10 protein-coding genes are annotated in these 19,986 nt (G+C 49.3%); 4 read left to right on the plus strand and 6 right to left on the minus strand.

Going from position 1 to position 19,986, the window contains the following annotated elements; translation table 11 throughout:
- Nucleotides 1-329: 329 nt before the first annotated feature.
- The 3 genes from KQX66_RS22235 to KQX66_RS22245 form a co-directional block, all read right to left on the minus strand.
- Nucleotides 330-1,208: a glycosyltransferase family 17 protein gene (locus KQX66_RS22235; RefSeq protein WP_216794997.1), complete on the minus strand. Its 879-nt coding sequence runs from the start codon at nucleotides 1,206-1,208 to the stop codon at nucleotides 330-332.
- The gene (locus KQX66_RS22240) at nucleotides 1,205-9,688 is read right to left on the minus strand and encodes a non-ribosomal peptide synthetase (protein WP_308647259.1); all 8,484 of its coding nucleotides are present in this window, start codon (nucleotides 9,686-9,688) and stop codon (nucleotides 1,205-1,207) included. Before KQX66_RS22240 ends, KQX66_RS22235 begins: the two co-directional genes overlap by 4 nt.
- A 392-nt stretch (nucleotides 9,689-10,080) precedes the next feature.
- The gene (locus tag KQX66_RS22245) at nucleotides 10,081-10,800 is read right to left on the minus strand and encodes a 3-ketoacyl-ACP reductase (RefSeq protein ID WP_216794999.1); all 720 of its coding nucleotides are present in this window, start codon (nucleotides 10,798-10,800) and stop codon (nucleotides 10,081-10,083) included.
- A gap of 265 nt (nucleotides 10,801-11,065) precedes the next feature.
- Here KQX66_RS22245 and KQX66_RS22250 point away from each other — a divergent pair, with 265 nt between their 5' ends.
- Nucleotides 11,066-11,977, plus strand: coding sequence for a cysteine hydrolase family protein (locus tag KQX66_RS22250; RefSeq protein ID WP_216795000.1), 912 nt, complete (start codon nucleotides 11,066-11,068; stop codon nucleotides 11,975-11,977).
- Nucleotides 11,978-12,008: 31 nt separating this feature from the next.
- Here the strand turns inward: KQX66_RS22250 and KQX66_RS22255 are convergent, their stop codons facing one another.
- Together KQX66_RS22255 and KQX66_RS22260 are read right to left on the minus strand one after the other, a co-directional pair.
- Entirely contained in the window at nucleotides 12,009-14,333 is a 2,325-nt protein-coding gene (locus KQX66_RS22255; RefSeq protein ID WP_216795035.1) for an ABC transporter permease, read from the minus strand.
- Nucleotides 14,334-14,335: 2 nt separating this feature from the next.
- The gene (locus KQX66_RS22260; RefSeq protein WP_216795001.1) at nucleotides 14,336-15,040 is read right to left on the minus strand and encodes an ABC transporter ATP-binding protein; all 705 of its coding nucleotides are present in this window, start codon (nucleotides 15,038-15,040) and stop codon (nucleotides 14,336-14,338) included.
- Between the two features lie 261 nt (nucleotides 15,041-15,301).
- Here KQX66_RS22260 and KQX66_RS22265 point away from each other — a divergent pair, with 261 nt between their 5' ends.
- From KQX66_RS22265 to KQX66_RS22275, 3 genes are read left to right on the plus strand one after another with little or no spacing between them, the layout of a single operon-like run.
- Nucleotides 15,302-15,670, plus strand: a complete 369-nt coding sequence (locus tag KQX66_RS22265) for a GntR family transcriptional regulator (protein WP_216795002.1) — start codon at nucleotides 15,302-15,304, stop codon at nucleotides 15,668-15,670.
- 7 nt (nucleotides 15,671-15,677) lie between these two features.
- Complete coding sequence (locus tag KQX66_RS22270; protein WP_216795003.1) at nucleotides 15,678-16,547, plus strand: ATP-binding cassette domain-containing protein; 870 nt, start codon at nucleotides 15,678-15,680, stop codon at nucleotides 16,545-16,547.
- Nucleotide 16,548: 1 nt separating this feature from the next.
- Nucleotides 16,549-17,232, plus strand: a complete 684-nt coding sequence (locus KQX66_RS22275) for a hypothetical protein (RefSeq protein ID WP_216795004.1) — start codon at nucleotides 16,549-16,551, stop codon at nucleotides 17,230-17,232.
- Nucleotides 17,233-17,322: 90 nt separating this feature from the next.
- On the opposite strand, the gene KQX66_RS22280 is transcribed toward KQX66_RS22275, so the two are convergent.
- On the minus strand, nucleotides 17,323-19,146 hold the full coding sequence (locus KQX66_RS22280; RefSeq protein WP_216795005.1) for a glycerophosphoryl diester phosphodiesterase membrane domain-containing protein: 1,824 nt from the start codon (nucleotides 19,144-19,146) through the stop codon (nucleotides 17,323-17,325).
- Nucleotides 19,147-19,986: the final 840 nt, after the last annotated feature.

Consider the following 19,986-nt stretch of genomic DNA (forward strand, 5'->3'; position numbering starts at 1 on the left):
AGTAACTAGCTCCGCATGATCACCCCCCTCTACTATGAACGGGTTCCCGGCGGCAGCGGCCGCTGGGGCAGGAAGCAAGCATCTTTTCCAGATTTGATCGTTGAAACATGGTATGGCCTCCGATTGCTTACACTTTGATTTTGTAACATCTTTTTCAATCTGGTTATGTACTGGTTTAAAAATTATAAATTTGACTAAATAAAATTCACATCTGGTTTGTTTCAGATTTGTTTTCTATGTCCATCATTCACGAAAATGTAAGCGTTGTCAATCCTTTTTTGTAACAATACAAAAAAAGAACCCGAAAGCTTCGGGTTCTTCGCTAGATTTCAATACCACAGATCCGCCGTTTGGATGTCCTGGAGAGCGGCCAAAAACGATTTTTCGTTATCCACGTACAGCTCGGTGTCGAGGTAATACAGCTTTTTATCATCCAGACACTGCTTGATGTAATCCTCGTTCACGATACTTTTGTCCTTGACATTGGCTGCGAACGCTTGAAGCTTGGGCAGCGCGGTTTGGCGATAGTCCAGCCACGAATGATGAAATCCGGCCGGTTCCTCCAGGCAGTAGATGTCTGGATATAACCCTTCGGCAATCCCCTTCTTCCTTAGATAATCCGCCGAGAAAGGCATGCTTCTGAAAAATCGTCCGGTCATCGCAAAGACGCGATAGCTCCAGTGAGGAGCGCCGTGATTGGAGCGGCAAAATAGATTCAGGAAAAAAACGGAATAGTGCATTTTGACGGTAATGACTTGACGTCTTTTCACCTCGGAGACAATCCGGTCCGCCATTCGGCTATCGATGATCTCGTCGAAGTCGGCCAGAATGATCACATCGTCATCCTCGACCCGCTCCCGCAAAATGTCAGCGCATCGGCTTCTTTGGTACGCTTCGTTATGAAACGCGCTGTTGTAGCTCAGCAAGCGCCAATACCAGCGGTCAAAGTTCGCCGCTTGGCACGTGTCCGGGTTAAAATACAATTGGTGCCGCTCCGGCTTGCGAAACGCGTTGTCGGCTTGCAGCGCATGGTAAATCACCTTCGGACCGAGATGAGCCGGATCGAAGTTTCGAGGCTTGTCCGCATAGCTGAAGGTCTTGTTGGCCTCAATCACGTGAAGCTCGTCGACCCAGCGGGCATCTTCTTTCAGTTTGATTTCCGCCACCCGGTTTTCGTTGAAAAACGGGCAAAATTCATAAATTTTCATGACCGGAAGCTCCCTTCTCCTGTCGTTGTCAGCGTGTTAACCTCGATACCATGGCGCAAATGTTCGGTAAACCGGCGCACCAGCCCGGCAATCGTTTGTTCTTCGTAGTGCAGCGTGCTGTAATAGCAGGTCAAGCTCAGCCTGTCCCGCTTCAAGCTAACCGTCATATTTAACCAATAAGCGGAAGGGTTGTCCGGCGCGCTGGTATTTCCGTACGGAAGGGTCAACGGCTCGTAGAAATCGTCGGCTTGCCAAGCCGTTTCCTCCGATTGGTAGTGGAACAGCATGCGGCTGTCATCGATAAGCGGCTCCGCCTCCGGATGAAGCTCCGGAATGATATGTCGCAAAGCAAAATAGTCCATGCCTTCCTTGGGAATAGCGTTCAGCGTCCGCTTGACATGCTCCAGCAGTGCCTCGGCATCGCCCAGAAGCTCCTGCTTCCCGATGCGGATTCGTACGGGATACGCCCCGGCAAAAAATCCCACCGTGCGATATATCGCAATGTTAGGCAAAAAGGACTCGCGCTGGTAGGACATCACATGCAGCAGCAGGTCCGGCTGTTTTTTCAAGTCGAAGCAGGCCCGGGACAAAGCCGCTAACAGGACGCCGAGCGGGGTGGTGTGCCGCTGTGCCGCCAATGCTTTCAGCAGGCCGACCTGCTCCACGCCTTCCAGCAAATCATAGGTCATCGTCGCCATGTGGCGGTGAACCGGCGATTGCTGCGCTTCCCAGTCGACCTGCAAAGACTTGCCGCCTTCGACAACGTCCCTCCAATAGGCCGCCGCCTCGGCAGTAACACCTGCGGCTGCGTATTGCGTTAACGCCAGACACCAATCGCGGTAGCTGCTTCCCGCTTCCCTGTCGAGATCTTCATCAGCCCCCGTGTAGAGAAGCTGTCTGCATTCATCCAGAAAGATGTTCATCGACATCCCGTCAAAAATTAAATGATGGAACAAGAGAAGCAGCACCTGCCCGCTTCCGGCGCCATAATGGTCGAACAATACGGCTTTCCACAAAGGACCTTCCCCGATATCAAATTCATGCTGAAGCTTCGAGCAGTAGTCCGAGATGAAGACATTGTGAGATGCCGAGAGCTCCCGCAAATCCACATAGGCAAATGCCCGGTCCATATCGATGTCCAGCTCAACTTGGTACCATTCTCCGTGATCGAGCCGGGCGAAGGTTAGCCGCAGTGCCGCATGCCGATCGACCAGAAGCTGCAGCGCACGGCGCATCTCTTGCTTCGTGATCCGCAGCTTGAGCAAAGCCAGATAAGGCACGTTGAACATGTTGCGGTTCTTCAAGTCGCGTTTGAAAAACCGTCGTTGCACCGCCGACAGCGGAAATCCGTTATTCGGGTACGTCCGCTGTCCCGAAGCCGAAGCCATTTCCGTATCCGGGCGGGCCTCCATAGCCGAAGCCGAATCCGGCGCCGAAAGTGTTCCGCTCAAGGAGCGGGCCAAACGTTCGATCGTTTGCTCCCGAAAAATTTGGTTCACCGTCACCGGATAGCCGCTCTTTTGCAGCAGGCTGACGATGCGCAGCGCATGGAGCGAATGGCCTCCCAATGCGTGAAAATCTTCATCCTTGCGGATATGATCGAGCTTCAGCACAGTGCGCCAGATCTGCTCCATCAGCTGCTCCAGAGCGGTTGCGGCATCGGGGTCGGACGTCTGTCCGGTACGACGCACTTCCGGCAGAGGCAGTCTCGCCCGGTCGATTTTGCCATTTACCGTTAACGGAAACGACTCCAGCCGAACGTACCGGAAAGGAAGCATGTACGAAGGCAGGCCGTCGGCCATAAAGGCTTGAAACCGTTCTTCCGGGATGTCCTGTTCATCCATCTCCGATGTATAATAAGCGATCAGCCGCAGCTCCCCATGGAGCTTGCGGGCGATGACAAGGCATTGCTTGACGTCGGGATAGGAGCCAAGACGGTGCTCGATCTCTCCCGGTTCGATCCGGAAGCCGCGAAGCTTCAACTGGCCGTCGCTCCGCCCGATATATTCGATGTTGCCGTCCAGAAGCCATCTCCCGAGATCGCCTGTCCGGTACAGCACCAAATTTCTTCCTTTTGCGCGATCCTCGGCAGAAGCGTACGGATTCGGAACAAACGCTTTTCGCGTCAGTTCCTCCTGCTTCCAATAGCCGCGCGCGACGCCGTCTCCTCCCACGAAGATTTCTCCGACGGCCCCGACAGGCTGGACATGTCCCCTTTTGTCCAAAATGTAGCACGTCGTATTACTGATCGGCTTGCCGATGGGGATGTCGCGTTCAAAGGGCCGCTCGATCGGATAACTCGTCGAAAAGGTCGTGTTCTCCGTCGGACCGTAGGCGTTGAGGATGGTAAGCGACGGATACGCCATCCGCAGACGATTGATCGGCTTCGGCGATAACGCTTCCCCGCCTACAAGCAGCCAACGGAGTCCGGCGAACATCGCTTCGTTCTCCTGGGTCCACTGATTGCACAATGCGGCACTGAGCCATAACGCGTTAATGCCCCATGCCTTCATCCGCTGCTCCAGCAGGCGGACGTTCATCAGGTCGTCTTTGGAAACGACGAACAATCGGCCTCCGTTCAGCAGCGTGCCCCAAATTTCAAACGTGGAAGCGTCAAAGACCGGCGAACCGGTATAAAGCAGCTTGATGTCCGGGGAAAACGGGAAATAGTTCGTATGCTTCACCAGACGGACGATGCTGCGATGCTCCACCATTACCCCCTTCGGCTTGCCCGTCGAACCGGACGTATACATCAGATAAGCAAGATCGGAAGCGGCCGCGGGACGTCTCCCTTTTTCTTCCTGTTCCACAAAAGTCATGTTGTCGAAATCATCGGCACAGATCAGCTTTAAGCTCACACCCTGGCACGCTTCTGCCAAGCTGTCCGCTCCGCTGCGCGAGGTGATGATCGTGTCCAATTCGGCGTCCCGGATCATGTCGCGTATGCGTTCCGCCGGAAAATCGGGATCGATCGGCACATAAGCGCAGCCCGCCTTCAAGATACCCAGGATGGAAACGATAAATTCGAGCGAGCGCGGCAGACAGACGCCGATGAGCTTCTCGCGAACAGGCGCATCCTCCGCCAGTATGCTTGCCACATGCCGGGACAGTTGGTCGAGCCGATCGTAAGTCACGACCCGATCACATGTGATTACCGCCGGTTGGGAAGGCCGGAGCCGGACTTGTTCCCCGAATAGCTCGGGAACCGAGCTTTCCCTTGGGTACTCCGTGAACGTACGGTTCCAATCGTAGACGATCCGGTTGTAATCGTCTTTGGTCATTAAACAAATGTCTCCTACAGCAGTATCCGGATGCTCCACCGCAAAATGCAATACCAGACGCAAATGCTCCGTCAACCGGCGCACCGTTTCCCGCTCCAATCGGTCGGCATCGTAAATCAGCTTGATGAAGATCCGGTCTGAGTCGCTTGCGATGGTGATCGTCAGCGGATAATTCGTTTTCTCGCGTTCCTCCATCGCCGACATGTGCAGTCCGCTTGCCGGTTGACGGTAGTCGTTCAAATAATTTTCGAACGCGACAATGCTGTGGAACAAAGTATGGCCTTGCACGGAGCTCCAGCCCTTCAATTCATTCAGGCTGACGCAGCAGTAATCGTTCAGCTTTTGAATCGTGTGATGAAGCTCCTTCATACAGCCGGCGACGGATTGCTCCGTATTCCAATGCATCACCAAAGGAAGCGTATTAATCAGCAAGCCGGTAATACGGTCCGCTTTGGCAAGATCGGACCCACGGCCGGACACGACCATGCCGAATACGGTGACCTCCGCATCATAAAGCACTTGCAGCACTTTTCCCCAAGCGAACTGCACCAACGTATTGAGCGATATTTGCATCTGCCGCACAAATGCCTCCATGCGCCCGGTAAAGCTTGAATCCAATTGCAGCGTTTCGATCTGCTGCTTGCGGATCGGTTGGTGCGCATCGAAGTACATGCCGCTCTTCTCCATCGGCAGCAGGGTCGGCTCGGTAACGTCAGCCAAATAAGCCTTCCAGAAGGTTTCGGCTTCCGTCCGCTCCTTCGTCATCAGCCACCGCATGTAAGGCTCGAAAGGGAGCGACGGATTGCGGTGAGGCATTATGTTCTGCAAGCTGCATTCATAGAGGTCGTGAACCCGATTGAGCAGCAGCGGGAGGCTCCATCCGTCCAGCAAAATATGGTGGTAGCTCCAAACCACCGTCCATTCCTCCGGACTGCTGCGAATCAGCGCAAGGCGGTACGTGGGCCGTCGCAGGTCGAAGCGGCGCTCGCGGTCCAGCGTCATCCACTGTTCGAAATACTCTTGCTGTCGATCCGCAGGCTGTGAGGCGATATCTACCACGGTCCAATCCGGTTCCGCTGCTTGAACGACGCACTGTACCGGCTCGTCCAGCTCTTCCCAGACGAAGCACGTCCGCAAACAATCGTTCTCGGCAACGACATGCTGCCACGCTTCCCGATAACGGGTAACATCGAGCCTGCCCTCGTATTTCCAGCTTGTCTGCACGAAATATTGGTCGGAGGACGGATGATCCAAATAATGGAACAAAAGTCCTTTCTGCAGCGGACTAAGCGGCATGATTTTATCCAGACCGTGTTGCGCATGGTAGGTGTTTACGATCCGGTCCAGCGAATGCCGTTCGATGGAAACTAGTGGAAAATCGCTCGGCGTAAACTCTTCGCTCTCTTTCCCCTCGCAGTGTTCGATGATGGAGCGCAGATAAGAGCTGAAAGATTCCATCAAGCCGGCAATCGTCGCTTCCTCGTAATGACGTCTGCTGTATTTCATAAACAAATGCAGTTGGCCCTGAACGACGGAGCAGTTAAGCTCCAACAGACTCGTTCCGTGGTTCCGCGGCGAGCTATGATCCTGTGCGGCATCGCGCGTGAAGTTTAACCATTCGTTCGCTTCCCCGGTTTCGGCCTGATCGAACTGGCCCAAATAGTTGAATAGCGCCTGCGGCTCGGAAGCCGTCAAAGCGGTTCGAACCGCCTCGTCCGGATGGCAGTACCGCAGAGCTCCGTACGAGATGCCCCGGTCAGGAATGCGGCGCAGCTGCTCCTTGACGGATTTGATCGCTTCTCCCAAGGAAGCATCAGCCGACAAACGGATGCATACGGGAAACATCGACGTGAACCAGCCGATCGTTCGGGTCAAGTTCATGTCGGATACGGAGTGCTCCCGTCCATGGCCCTCCAGCCGGAAAGCGACTGTCCCCTGTCCGGACCAGGCGGACAGCAGCAGCGACCAGGCGGTAAGCAGCAGATCGTTGATCTGCGTATGGTAAGCGTGAGCGCACCGGTGCAGCAGCCGCTGCGTATCGTTTGGCGGCAGCGTTGCAACAAGCTCCGCGGATTCGGCGCTGCCCCGGTGATCCGAGCAACGGTCTACGGGTAGCTGGAACGCGGCGGAACGGCTCAGCACATCGCTCCAATAGCCGATATGGTCGCGCAGGTCCTCTTTTTGAGCATAGTCCGTGATCGCAGCCTGCCATATTTTAAACGGGCTAGGAACCGGGAGGAGGTCGGCACCGTGATACAACTGATACAGCTCTTGAAGCAAAATTCTCCAGGAAACTCCGTCGATGACCAGATGATGAACGGTAAGGAACAGACGAATTTTACCGTCAGGGTGACCTTCGATCCAGCCGGCACGAAGCATGGTTCCCGACTCGTAGTTCAGTTGGCCGTGCCATTTCGCGCAGACGGCGGCAACTTCCGGATCGGGGCGCTCTGTCTCCCGAATGGTGTGGGAAGCAAGCCGCACGACGGCATCCGTTCGGTAGCGCTGCACATACGTAGACCCGTGCCTTACGAATTGCGCCGCCAGCTCCGGATGCAGCCGGACCAGCCGGTTAAGAGACGTCTCCAGCTTCGTCGGGTCGCAATGGTTAAGCAGCAGCATATGCGACTGATTGAAGTAGTTCGGCTCTTCGAACCGCTGCTCGAAAAACCAGTGCTGAATCGGCGTCAGCCCGAATTCGCCCGCCAAATCGATGGCCTGCTCCTTTTGCTTCCCGCCGTCCACCCAAGCGGCCACGGCCGCCAAATCCTTCACGGTCGGATGCTCCGCCACTTGCCTGGGCGTCACGACAATTCCGTGATCCCTGGCCATGGAAACCGTCTGTATGGCAAGGATCGAGTCTCCCCCAACGGCATAAAAATGATCGTTGACCCCGATATTTTGCCGCTTAAGCAGGTGCCGCCAAATGTGAAGCAGTCGCTTTTCCATTTCGTCTTCGCCCGTTTCCGGCGCCTTTTCGGTAGATTGCTCCCACACCGTATTCGGATGAGGAAGCGCCGACCGGTCCACTTTGCCGTTAGTATTCAAAGGAAACGCTTCCAGTCGACAAAAGTAAGACGGAACCATGTAGGACGGTAACACGGAGGATAAGTGCAGCGTCAATTCGGCCTCTTCCAGCTCTTGGGAAGAAGTATAGTACGCCGCCAGCTTCTGATAATGCCCGTCGTGCCACGCCCGGACCATGCATTGTCGGATGCCCGGATATTGCCGAAGCCGATGCTCGATTTCCCCCAGCTCAATGCGGTAACCTCTAATCTTGACCTGATCGTCGTTACGACCGATAAAAATCAATTCCCCGCCCGGCGTCCATTTCACGATATCTCCGGTTTTATATAACCTCTCAATTTGTGGAGCGTGCCCATCCCCCATCACAAACTCTTTGTAAACGAACCGTTCCTGGGTCAGCTCTTCGCGGTTCAGGTAGCCTCGGGCCACCCCGACGCCGCCCACCCACAGCTCACCGGGAACGCCGACCGGAACCGGTTGGCCGAACGGATTCAGGACAAACAGGCGTTTGTTGTAAACGGGCTGTCCGATCGTCACTCTTTTCCCCGGCCGACAGAGCCCTACGGAACAAATAATCGTCACTTCGGTCGGACCGTATGCATTCAGGAAAAAGCGGTCTTTTCCCCAATCGTTCACAATATCCGGCGTACAAGCCTCCCCGGCCGATACGATCGTTCGCAAGCCGGGCAACTCCCGCTTACTCATCGTTCGTAAGACGGCCGGGGTCAGCATGGCAAGGTGAATGTTTTTTTGTTCGATCACGTCCGAAATATCGGCATATGGAGGCAGTTCCTCTTCCGACAGGACAACGATTGTTCCACCGACCGTTAACGTTCCGATCCATTCGTAAACCGACGCGTCAAAGCTGATGGAAGCGAATTGCAGCACGCGCGTCTCCGAAGTCAGCCCAAACTTGTCGATAAGATAAGGAATCAGCGCAACAAGTCCGGCGTGTTCGATGAGCGCGCCCTTCGGTTTTCCGGTGGAGCCGGACGTATAGATGACGTATGCCAGATCGTCCTGTTTGACCTCAACGTTTAAATTTTCAGCGGAATCGCAAGGTTGCGCAAGCCACTCGTCGATACAAATAAGCGTCACCGCCTCCATACCGGCTTGAGAAATGACCGGCTCCAGCCTGGCGGCCAATTGGCTGGTTGTCACAATGATTTGGGCTTGAGCGTCCTCCAAAATAAACCGAATGCGTTCCTCCGGATACTGAGGATCGATCGGAAGGTAAGCCCCTCCCGTCTTCATCACGCCCAGCATGGCCGGAAGCACATCCGCGCTTCGTTCCAGCATGATAGGGATCAGCGTCCCTCGCGGCAGATCGCTCTGCTCGTTCCTCCGACACGCATCCATAATGACGCGGGCAATTCGGTTAGCCCGGCGGTTTAATTCGAAGTAGGTCAGCTTCTGCTGATTAAACTCCAAGGCGACCGCCTCCGGCGTCCTGACCGCTTGTTCCTCGACCAATTGATGGACGGTTTTACGTGCAGGATATGCCCTGTCCGTATCGTTCCATCGGAGAAATTGCTTCCCTTCGTTTGCCGTGAGGAACGGGTGGAAAAGTACAGGCTTCTCCGGGCCATTCAATGCGTTGGTCAGCAATACCCGGAACTGCCCTGCGAGCCGGGAAATCTGCGTTTTGCCGAAGCGCTTGCCGTCATACTGAATCGCGCATTCGAATTCGTCGAGGCTGTAACGATAACGAAGTACAATCTCAGGCTGGCCCATACCACGCGGAGAGTTTTTCGTATGAACCTCGGGGAGCAGATTCCTTCCGTGCGCTTCCAAGATGCCGACTTTACAATAGTCCCCGTGCCCTGGTGCGGAACGACTCCCTTCGGCTTGCTGCGTTAACGTGCCGCTCCAGGAACCGCCGCCTGTTTTCCCATCATCCAATTGCGTCTTGACCCTGCGCACCAAATCAAGAAGACCATCTTCTTTCCGAATGTTGACGAGCAGCGGATAGTTAGGTTCGCCTCCCACTTCATCCGGCATAACGGAATACAAAACAGGCACCTCGTATTGATTGGCATAATGGGATAGCAGAACAGACCATACCGCCGTAAGAAACGAAGGCATGCAAAGCTGATGCCTGCGGACAAATTCCGTCGTTACTTTGAATTGTCGGTTTCCCAAACGGATCTTATGGAAAACGTAATCGCCCACGGGTTCGCCCTGGCCCCTGTTATTCGAAAACAGCGGCAAGCAACATCGGCTGCCGCCCAAAGTATCATTCAGGGCTGTTCCGTCAGCAGGTGTCATCGGTTCTTCATCTCCTCTCTTTGTTTCTGCACATCTACCCTCGTGAAAATAAGTACCAATAAAAAGAGGGATTTTAGAAATGTTTTCCCTATTACTCTACTATAGTCCAAACCATGCATTTATTTCCATCATTAATAATAAAAAAACAGAGCCCGCAAACCCGCGAGACTCCGTTTTGTATAACATATTCACCATTTCGAAGAATGACTCCATGAAAAGTTGAAATCTTCTTTTTCCATTCCGCATGCGTTGCCAATACGGACTCCGCATCATACCACGGGCGATCGCGACCGGAACTATTGCGGATTGGTCGTCCAAATCCCGGCGTTTTTGATGAAAACGCGTGCCGGCAGCTTCAAAGTGGCGAGCACAAGATCCGCCACGTCCTCCGGCTGCATCATCCGGTCTTCGTCACCAATTTTGAGACCGGCATTCGTTGCGAGCTCGGTGTTGACCGTACTTGGAGTAAGCGCGGTTACGCGGATGTTGGACTTGCGTACCTCCTGCATCAGCGCTTCCGTAAAACCCATCACCGCGTGCTTGGACGCACAGTAAGCGGAGCCGGTCGCGAAGCCCCGCTCTCCAGCCGTGGACGAGACATTGATGATGCTGCCGCTCGCTTGCGCCAGCATCGTCGGCAGCGCGGCGCGAGTGACATAGTAGGTGCCCATCAGGTTCGTTTGAATAATGCTCTCCCATAACTCGGGTTCCATATCGGCCACGGTGCCGAACTGCGCGATCCCTGCATTATTGATCAAAATGTCAAGCGAACCGAGGCTGCCGATGAGCGATCCGACCGCTTGCTCGGCGGCTTCTCTTTTGGCAATGTCTGCGGCCGCGGTATATACTTTCACGCCATATGTACTTTCCAGCTCCGTGCGAAGCGATTCCAGATCGGACGAGGTTCTGGCCGTCAGACCGAGGTTTACTCCTTCTTTGGCAAGCTCCACGGCGATCGCTTTGCCGATGCCTTTTCCCGCTCCGGTAATAATCGCTGTTCTATTTTTCAAATCCATGCTGATCTCTCCTCATTGATATAATGGCTACATACTTCGTCATGATCCCCAGTTTTTCCTTTAAGCATGCAGAGTGATTATTATGTTATATTGTATCATTAAAATCAAGTACTCACTTTTTTCAACTTCAGTGAGACGAGGATGGATAACCATGAGAGTGGCGCTGTTTTACTGGATAATTTAACATTTAACTACGAACTTTTTATGATAGATGCCCATACATTAAATCATCGGTATGCCAACATAAACGGAGGATAACACTGTTATGTGCTTTCACTGTAGCTTCGGCGGTTTTGGGCACGGAGGTTTTGGAAGCCCTTTTGAATGGGAGGGCTATGGAAATCATCGCTTATTACGCCAACATTTAACATATTATCCGATTACCTTTCAGCAACCATCCATACCTTACGTTAGAACATCTCACCACATTTACTCGGAAAAGCAGATGGTCCCTCAGTTTTACAATAGTTTTCATCACAATGCTGCAGCAGCACAAACCGCACCAGTTCCAGCACAGGGAATGAAGGTGGATCGAAACAATACCGCTTTAGTGATTACAGATCCTCAAAATGACTTTTTAAGTCCAAAAGGTGCAGCATGGAATTTAGTTAAAGACAGCGTGGCTGAAAATCATACGATCGAGAACATTGAATTATTATTAAAAACAGCCAAGGAAAATAAGTTTAAAGTGTTTGTGTCGCCCCACTGGTATTATCCCTATGACCAAAAATGGAAGTTTGGGGGAGTTTTAGAACATTTGATGCACGATCTCAAGATGTATCAACGAAAAAGTCCATTATCGCTTGAAGGCTTTACAGGTTCTGGAGCCGACTTTTTGGATAGGTATAAGCCCTATATTGAAGATGGTCAAACCGTCATCTGCAGTCCGCATAAAATTTTCGGACCCGAAGCCAACGACTTGGTTTTGCAACTGCGAAAACAGTGTATTTCCCGCGTCATTCTTGCAGGAATGTCCGGGAACCTGTGCGTTGAATCTCATATGCGTGAACTCATTGAACGAGGATTTGAGGTGGCCGTGGTTTACGATGCCACAGCTTCCGCAAAAATGAACGGCTTGGATGGAGATAAAGCCGCAAAAATAAATTTCCGAATGATTGCTAGCGCTTCATGGTCTACAAATGAGACTATAAATAAAATGAGATCCATTCATAGATAAGAGTCTCATTCTTGAATGCACCGAACTCCCGTTACTCTATACTTTTTAGTGATTCAATCATATGGATCTGGGTTACTTTTTTCCTAAGCAGCAAGTTTGCCAGAATGGTAAGTATGAATGAAAGAATAATAGCTACTAAAATTGTAAAAATATTTAATTGATCCGGGATTTGTTGATGGGCGCTAGAAAGCGCCTTTACAATAATGGTGTACATATATCCACTAATCGGTAATGCTACAATTACCGCAACTGTAGTTAGGATGATGTTTTCCAAAAATATGAGTCTGTTTATTTTATATTTTGGATAGCCTAGTACCTTAAGTGTGGCAAGCTCACGATTCCTTTCATAAATGTTTATGGAAGATATCGTATAAATGGCGCCAAAGGAGAGAATGACGGCACAAATGATAAACATGATAAACACAAAGCTGTTTTGCTTCACAATATATTGACCTGATTTCTTAAGATCATTCTTATCTGTAATCTTATCTACGTGAGGATCTTGCTCCAAGAAGTTACGAACGCTTACAAGATCTGTAGAGCTATTGGCTTCAACTAAAAGCGAGGATGGATGGTAGTCGATGTCAAAGCTCTTTAAGTAGGCTGGCGTACTATAAAACAACGGATTCGAATACTGGGTGGATATATTTAAAACCTTCATCTCGATCGTCTTATTTTTAAACTCTGGTGCTGTAAACTTGATCCGGATGAGGTCCCCTTCCCCAATATGATATTTGTCGGCGTAAGATTTAGGCACCAACACACCGTTATTCTCCAAATACAGTTTATTGTTATATTCGTCAAAGAAATGAATGAGATTGTTTTCTTTTTCAGTAACCGTTAAAGTGGCCTTTTCTTTTTTATCATCTTTGATGAATTCAACAGGAAAGGCGGATAAATGAAATTTTTGTTTAATACCGGAGGGGAGTTTTGACGCCTCGGAAGATGCTCCTATCGCATAATCTACTTTGAAATCATAAGCATAAACCTCTTCAATCTGGTCAGCTACTTTTAGCAAGGCCGTGTGCGTGCCGAAGGCAGTTATCAATAAAACCGTGCTTGCCACAACACCGACCGAGCTCACTAAAGCTTTTTGTTTATTCAGCAGTATATTTCTCAAAATGAGTTTGTAACTGTAGGAAATACGACTCCAAACACCCGGAATTCTTTCGATGAGAAGCATTTTCATCTTCTTTGGCGGTTTCGGACGCATAGCTTGAGCCACACGTTCTTTTAATACGGTTCTGCCGCTTAAGTAACACGAAAGGAGTCCAAAGGCACTAGAGAATAGAATGGGAGGAAAGATCGAATACAAATCAAGGGCGTATTTTATTCCTGGCAGAGAGTAAGCCCTTGAACTCGACGCAGTTACTAAAGGAATAAATACCATAGCGGCTATGAAGCAACCTAGAATTGAGCCTATCATCGCAACCAGCAAAGGGTATCCCATGTAATGAAGCATGATCGTTCTGTTTTTTACACCCAAAGCCTTCATAATCCCTACTTGATTTCTTTGAGAATCGATCATCCTCGACATGGTCAGGAACAGGATAATCGCTCCTATCAAAAAGAGAACGAAAGGGATAACCTTGCTCATTAAGTTATTGTTGTGTATTGTTTGCGTTATTTTAGAATAACTGAAAGTCCTTTCTTTACTTACTTGGTTTAAATAGGGAAGTGGTTTGGATTTCGCTTCAACCGATTTACCTAATTGGTCAAGATCGTAACCTTCCTTGGCATCAATCAGAACTTCGTTATAGGAAAAGCCGTCTGCCATTTCAGGGATCGTCTCTTCGGCCATATAAGCTACTCCGAAGGTTTTATGGTCTTGGATTTCGTTCTTTTTGGCATATTCAACATTTTCGCACAAACCGCTGATCGTAAAGCTATAGTCTTTTTTATTCGAACTTATCCTGATTTTATCGCCAACATGAACCTGATGTTCTTTGGCATAATGGGAGTCTAACAAGATCTCATCTTTTTTTGACGGGATCCTGCCCTCCACCATCGTAGGCGTGTTGATTTCATTTTTTACAGGGATCGAATGGATTTTTATTGAAGCTTTATACCCTTCAAACGATTGCGTGGCGTCCAATGTATAACGTCCTTCTATTTTATTGATCCCTTCAATTTCACTTAAACGAGCCACATCATTTTTGGAAATTTGACTGTAATACACATTCAAATCGCTTAAATTATGTTCTTTAAAGTATACCTTCGTATAAGCACTAAGGGTATCACTATACGTGGTCAGCCCCGCATAGAAAAAAGCTCCTACCGCAATAACCGAAACAATGGCTAGGAATTGCCCTATCGATTGTCTAATGTCCCTTATTAATTTTAATACTAATTTCATCATTACCACTCAATTCCTTCCACACTTTGTTTCACCTCATTGATCGTAACGTCTTCGATCCTTCCGCTTTTTACTTTAATAATTTTATCGGCCATCGGAGCGATTGCGGAATTATGTGTGACCAATACAACACACTTTTTCGTTTCCCTGTTTAAATCCTGAAGAAGCTTTAAGACGGATTTACCGGTAACATAATCCAAAGCTCCTGTCGGTTCGTCACAGAGTAAAAGCAAAGGATTTTTGGCGACCGCTCTAGCAATTGCCACTCGTTGTTGTTCTCCTCCGGAGAGCTGGGAAGGGAAGTTTTTGATTCGATCCTTTAATCCGACTCGATGTAAAATATCTTGAGCATCCAGATGGTTTTTACATACTTCAGCGGCAAATTCGACATTTTCCAGTGCGTTTAAATTCGGAATCAAATTGTAGAATTGAAAGACAAAACCAACCTTCTCAGCGCGATATTCGGTTAATTTTTTTTCGTTGTATCCTGTTATTTCTTGATCGCCGACAAACACTTGGCCTGAGGTAGCCGTATCCATACCGCCAAGGATATTCAAAATCGTACTTTTACCCGCGCCGCTTGCTCCCAAAATAACGACGAATTCCCCCTCTGAAATGGAAAAATCAACACCGTCAAGCGCCTTGATTGGCACTTCTCCTATTTTGTATTGTTTCGTTACTTTTTTGAACTCGATTAACTTTTTCACTTCCGACCTCTCCTCGACTACAATTGTTGAAACTTTGTCCGTTCCTCTTTGCCAAATTTTTTTTCTTTCGGCATATCGGTATGTTACTCATGTAGCACACTATAATTCATGTTCAAATTATTGTCAATCACCAATCATACGTTCGAAATCGTCCAGTTCGCCCCCCTCTACCCGATCGAACGAATCGTTTATTGACAATTGTTTGCATATAAATTATCGTATGCTGGATGGATAACATACCGATACACTGAAGGTGGGGCAATGAACATCACTTTCGACGATAAACAACCGATTTTTCAACAAGTAGCCAACATCATTGAGGACGATATTTTGAACGGCACTTTCCGCGTGGACGAGCAAATTCTTTCCGTGGCTCAGTTTTCTCAACTGTTTCAAATTAATCCGGCGACCGTCGTGAAGGGGATCGGCCTGCTCGTCAACGAAGGTATTCTGTACAAAAAAAGAGGGCTTGGCATGTATGTCACGACCGATGCGAAACAGAAGATTCAGATGAAACGAAGAGATCGTTTCTACAAGGAACTGTTGTCCAATCTGCTGAATGAAGCCGACAAGCTCGGGCTGACAACCGAAGAGATTATGGACATGATCAAACAGTTGAGAAAGGAATGAACGAACCGTGAGCATTGCATTGACTTGCGGCAATCTAAACAAAAAATACGGTCGAACTGACGCATTGCGGAATCTGGATCTGCAGCTGGAGGAAAACGTCATTTACGGCTTGCTTGGGCGAAACGGCGCCGGCAAAACGACGCTGCTTAACATGATCGCAGGCGGAATCTTCCCGGACAGCGGCACAATTGAAGTAAGAGGAAAACAGCTGGGCAAGGGAGAACTTCCGAAGGATTTCTGTTTCGTACGCGAGAAAAACAAACCCTTCGGAGGAGCGCGGGTTATCGAGGTTTTGCAGCTTGCTGCGAATTTTCATCCAAACTGGGACTGGACGTTCGCTCATGAGCTGCTCGAGACGTTTCGGCTCGATCCGCACAAAAAAATCAGACAGCTCTCAAGAGGCACGGAATCGCTCGTTGGAAACATCATCGGTCTGGCCAGCCGGGCGTCGCTGACGTTATACGACGAGCCGGTGCTCGGACTCGATGTCTTGATGCGGGAAAGGTTTTACAAGGCGCTTCTGGAGGATTACGCCAATCACCCTCGCACGATTTTACTGTCTACGCATTTGGTTGACGAAATCGCCACCGTCGCAGAAAGAGTGTACATCATTGAAGCCGGCTCCCTCCTGCTTCATGATGAGATGGATCGGATACGTATGGCAGCTCATCTGATCCGGGGAAATTCAGAAGCGGTGGCTTCGTTTACAGCCGGAAAGCGAGTATTACATACGGAAGCCTATGGCCGCGGCACACTTGCCGCTATTTACGAAATGCTGGACGATGGGGACTTGCAGCAGGCGCGCGAGATGGACATTTCGATTGAACATCTGACACTTCAAAAGTTTTTCTCGTACTTGATCGAAGGAGGTCACTAAGTTGGGCGCATGGGCCGTTCATTTAAAGGCAACCTATTTGCAAATGAGAATTTATATCTGGTGCGTCATTATTCTTATCCTTCTTGGAAGGCTTGCGGATTTCATTGTTAGCCTCTTTGCGGACAGCAGCAAAAATACCCGCCTTTCGGACGGTAACATGCTGATTCTCATTTTGCTCCTTATTGCTATCGTGCTGCCGCTCAGTTATTACAAACGCATCGTACATTTGGGCGCAAGCCGCGAGCAATATTTTAAGGGACTTCAATTCGTCTTTGCCGTCTGGGCAGCAGCCATCGCTTTGTTCAATTCTTTATGGTTTGTGCTGGAAGTGAATGTAATCCGGAATTATACGAACACCGTTGATCTTATTGAAGCGTTTCATTGGGTTGACTTTGGCTTGGCAGGTTCTTTTCTTTACCAAATCGCCTTTTATTTGATGGCGATGGCGCTTCTAAGCATGCTGATCTCCGGTTACTACCACCCTGTCGGTTGGCTGCTGTGGGCGCTGCTCCTTGCTGCAATCCCGATTGGAACGGCGATTCCTTCGCTGCGCGTTCATGTCGTCTATTTTTTCAAAGCACTGTTATTCAACAGCTCGCTGCCGGCGGGCGTCGGATTTAACCTTATGCTTTATTTCGTTTTCGTAGCCGGCGGCTGGCTTTTTACCAGGAGAAGAACGCACTAAATGAACTTGTTTATTCATCCGGACATAAAAGAAAATGCATAAGCATTCACCAATATACACACGTGAATGTTTATGCATTATATTGAATGTTTAAATCCGCAGGGTGTTGAGCCACCGTAGGAGGGGAACAAGATATCCGCTGCGCAGTTCTTCCACAACGGAAATCGCATCTTCCGGATAATCCGTAATGATCCCGTCGACCCCCATGCCGATAAATCGTTCCATACTATCCCTGTCGTTCACCGTCCATACATAGATCGGTTTGTTATGCAGCTTGGCCGAAGCGACGATCGATTCGTTGACCATATATTCTTCCATCACGACAAAATCGGCGCGGATCTGTCCTATATCGGGGACTCCGGCGAACATGATGAAGCCGACCTGAAGCGCCGGCTCCGCGGCTTTGATTTTTTGCACGATTTCATAATCCAGCGATTGCACGACACAATGTGTCTGAAAATCATTTTCACGAATGGTCTTAATGAACGTATTGACTAAATTACGTTCTTTTCCGTGCGTTTTTATTTCAATATTCAGTTTGATTTTTCCGCGAGCGGCGTCCATTATTTCCGCAAGACTGCTGATTTGGCTTGTGAAATTCCCCTGTTTAACTTCCAGCTTCCGTAGTTCAGCCATCGTCAAATCGTACACTTCCGCGTTGCTGCCTGTCAGTCTTTTCAGATTGGTGTCGTGAATGACGGCGAGCTCCCCGTCCTTCGTTTCCAATATGTCGATTTCCGCATAATCCGCATGGGCGTCTATAGCACCTTGAATCGCTTCGATCGTATTCTCGGGGCCTTTCGAAATATAGCCGCGATGGGCCATCACCGTCGCTTTTTGATCGTTTGGCTGGATATCGCTCAGAGTCGGAACCAGCACGAGTGCCGTTGCGAAGGCGATGATCAGTCCGAGTACGATCAGCTTTCGTTTATGCTTGTGAAGTAGACCGTAGCTTTGGGAGGAGCGGTTTTCAATGGCGCTCCAGTCGGGCATTTGCAGGACGGCATGATCCGGGTCCGCTTTGGCTATGTAGATTCTGGTGAGCGTTGTAATGTAAAGCGGCGTTACAAACAAGGTAGCAAGGTACAAAGAAATGACGGCGCTCTTCGATACGACGAACCACGCAATTTCAGCAAAAACTGTCTCTTGAGGCAGCACGATATAAATGAGAATCACCGCGGCCAGAATCAAGACAACGACGACTGCAAACAAAAGAGAAATGCACAGCAGCACCACGAACATTCGGATATAGCTTTTTTTCAGGATAGCTGCGCTTTTTTTAGCGGCTTGCCGGAAGCTGCTTGTTCCCTCAATGACGATCACATGGAGCAGGAAGATCCACCGGATATTGAAAAAGGTCATGACGACGAACAGCCCTATATAGAGCAGCGTGCCCCAGCCCGTTTTCAACAGCTCTCCAGAAATAAAATTCGGAATTTGCAGGGTAGGCAACAGGGTGGAGCCGCCGCCCGAACCCAGCAAAGGAATAACCAGCAGTAAGTAAAAGGCCCAGCCGACAAAGCCGTATTTGAAAAGCGACGGAAGATAGGCCACTGATTGCAGAAATGCCGGGATAAGCCCGATTCTTTGTTTCTTTTGCCCATAGTACGAAATGATCACCAGAACCGAAAATTCCAAAAATATCAATACCGTAGCGGCCGGGATCAAAATAAGCATGCATAGGAAACCGTATCGGCTCAAAACGAAATTCAGCAGCTCATAATTCGTCGCACCGACATATCCGCCCAAGCGGAGAAGCCTGTGGAAGATGAAAGAAATCGCCGGAATAAATATGAATAGCGTGAGTGCCTTGTACAACAGCTCGAAAATGAACACTTGCCTGTGAGTAAAAGCCAGTGTATTGAAAATATCGGCAATCAACTTATGTATGGGGGTCTCCTTGGCATTGCTCATGTTCTGTACCTGCTTTCAATAGGAATGTAGAGTCGCTGCGCGGCCAGGGTAATTATGAACCATTTGCCTCATAAAAGGTAACTATAACGTCGAATAACTCGAGTGACATTAGATTCATCTCTTCAAGAAGGAAGCGAACCGATTCGAGCTGTACTGAGCCGATATCACAATCGGCAAGTCTGGGACTCAAAGTTATATCTACCAAAAAAAGTATCAACCTGTCACCTGCAGTTCCATTATAGAACTTGTAGATGCACAGGCCAAGACATTTTCATTCATGTAGTCAGGCCATGTTAGTTGGGAGACACAATCGTGGATTCGCAAACTGATTTACCTCCTCTGCAGGAAAATCTGAACCCGCCTTCCGATGAAGACCCTACAACTTCCATACACAAACTTTTTGGCGCTATCTGAAATTCCTGAAAAACGACAAATAATATTCCATTTCTGAACAAATCGCAAATATAGAATTTTATGAAAACATAAGAAAAGCCCCCACCATCAAGGTAAGGGCCAGCGACATTTTTAATTACAACAAACACACTGTGAATTGTAATTTGTTTTGTTATTTTAATTATCTGTTTCATGGCTAATTTGTAAAGCAAAAACGACATTTATTGTAATTTAAAATGTCTTTTTTATGAATGTTTGTAATTAGTAATGGCGTAATTTTTACAACACGACCAACACTTTTGCCTAATCCCTCTCGATGATTGATGGACAACAGTGACGTAGCGGTAGCTGATAAGTAAGCGTCAAATCCCGCACACCTAGAAAAGCGACGGGATTCATGAAATCATTTGCGCAGCTGAAAGTTACGCGCGCACGTAAGATAGATGC

The organism is Paenibacillus oleatilyticus (assembly GCF_018998565.1).
Taxonomy (GTDB): Bacteria; Bacillota; Bacilli; order Paenibacillales; family NBRC-103111; genus Paenibacillus_G; species Paenibacillus_G oleatilyticus.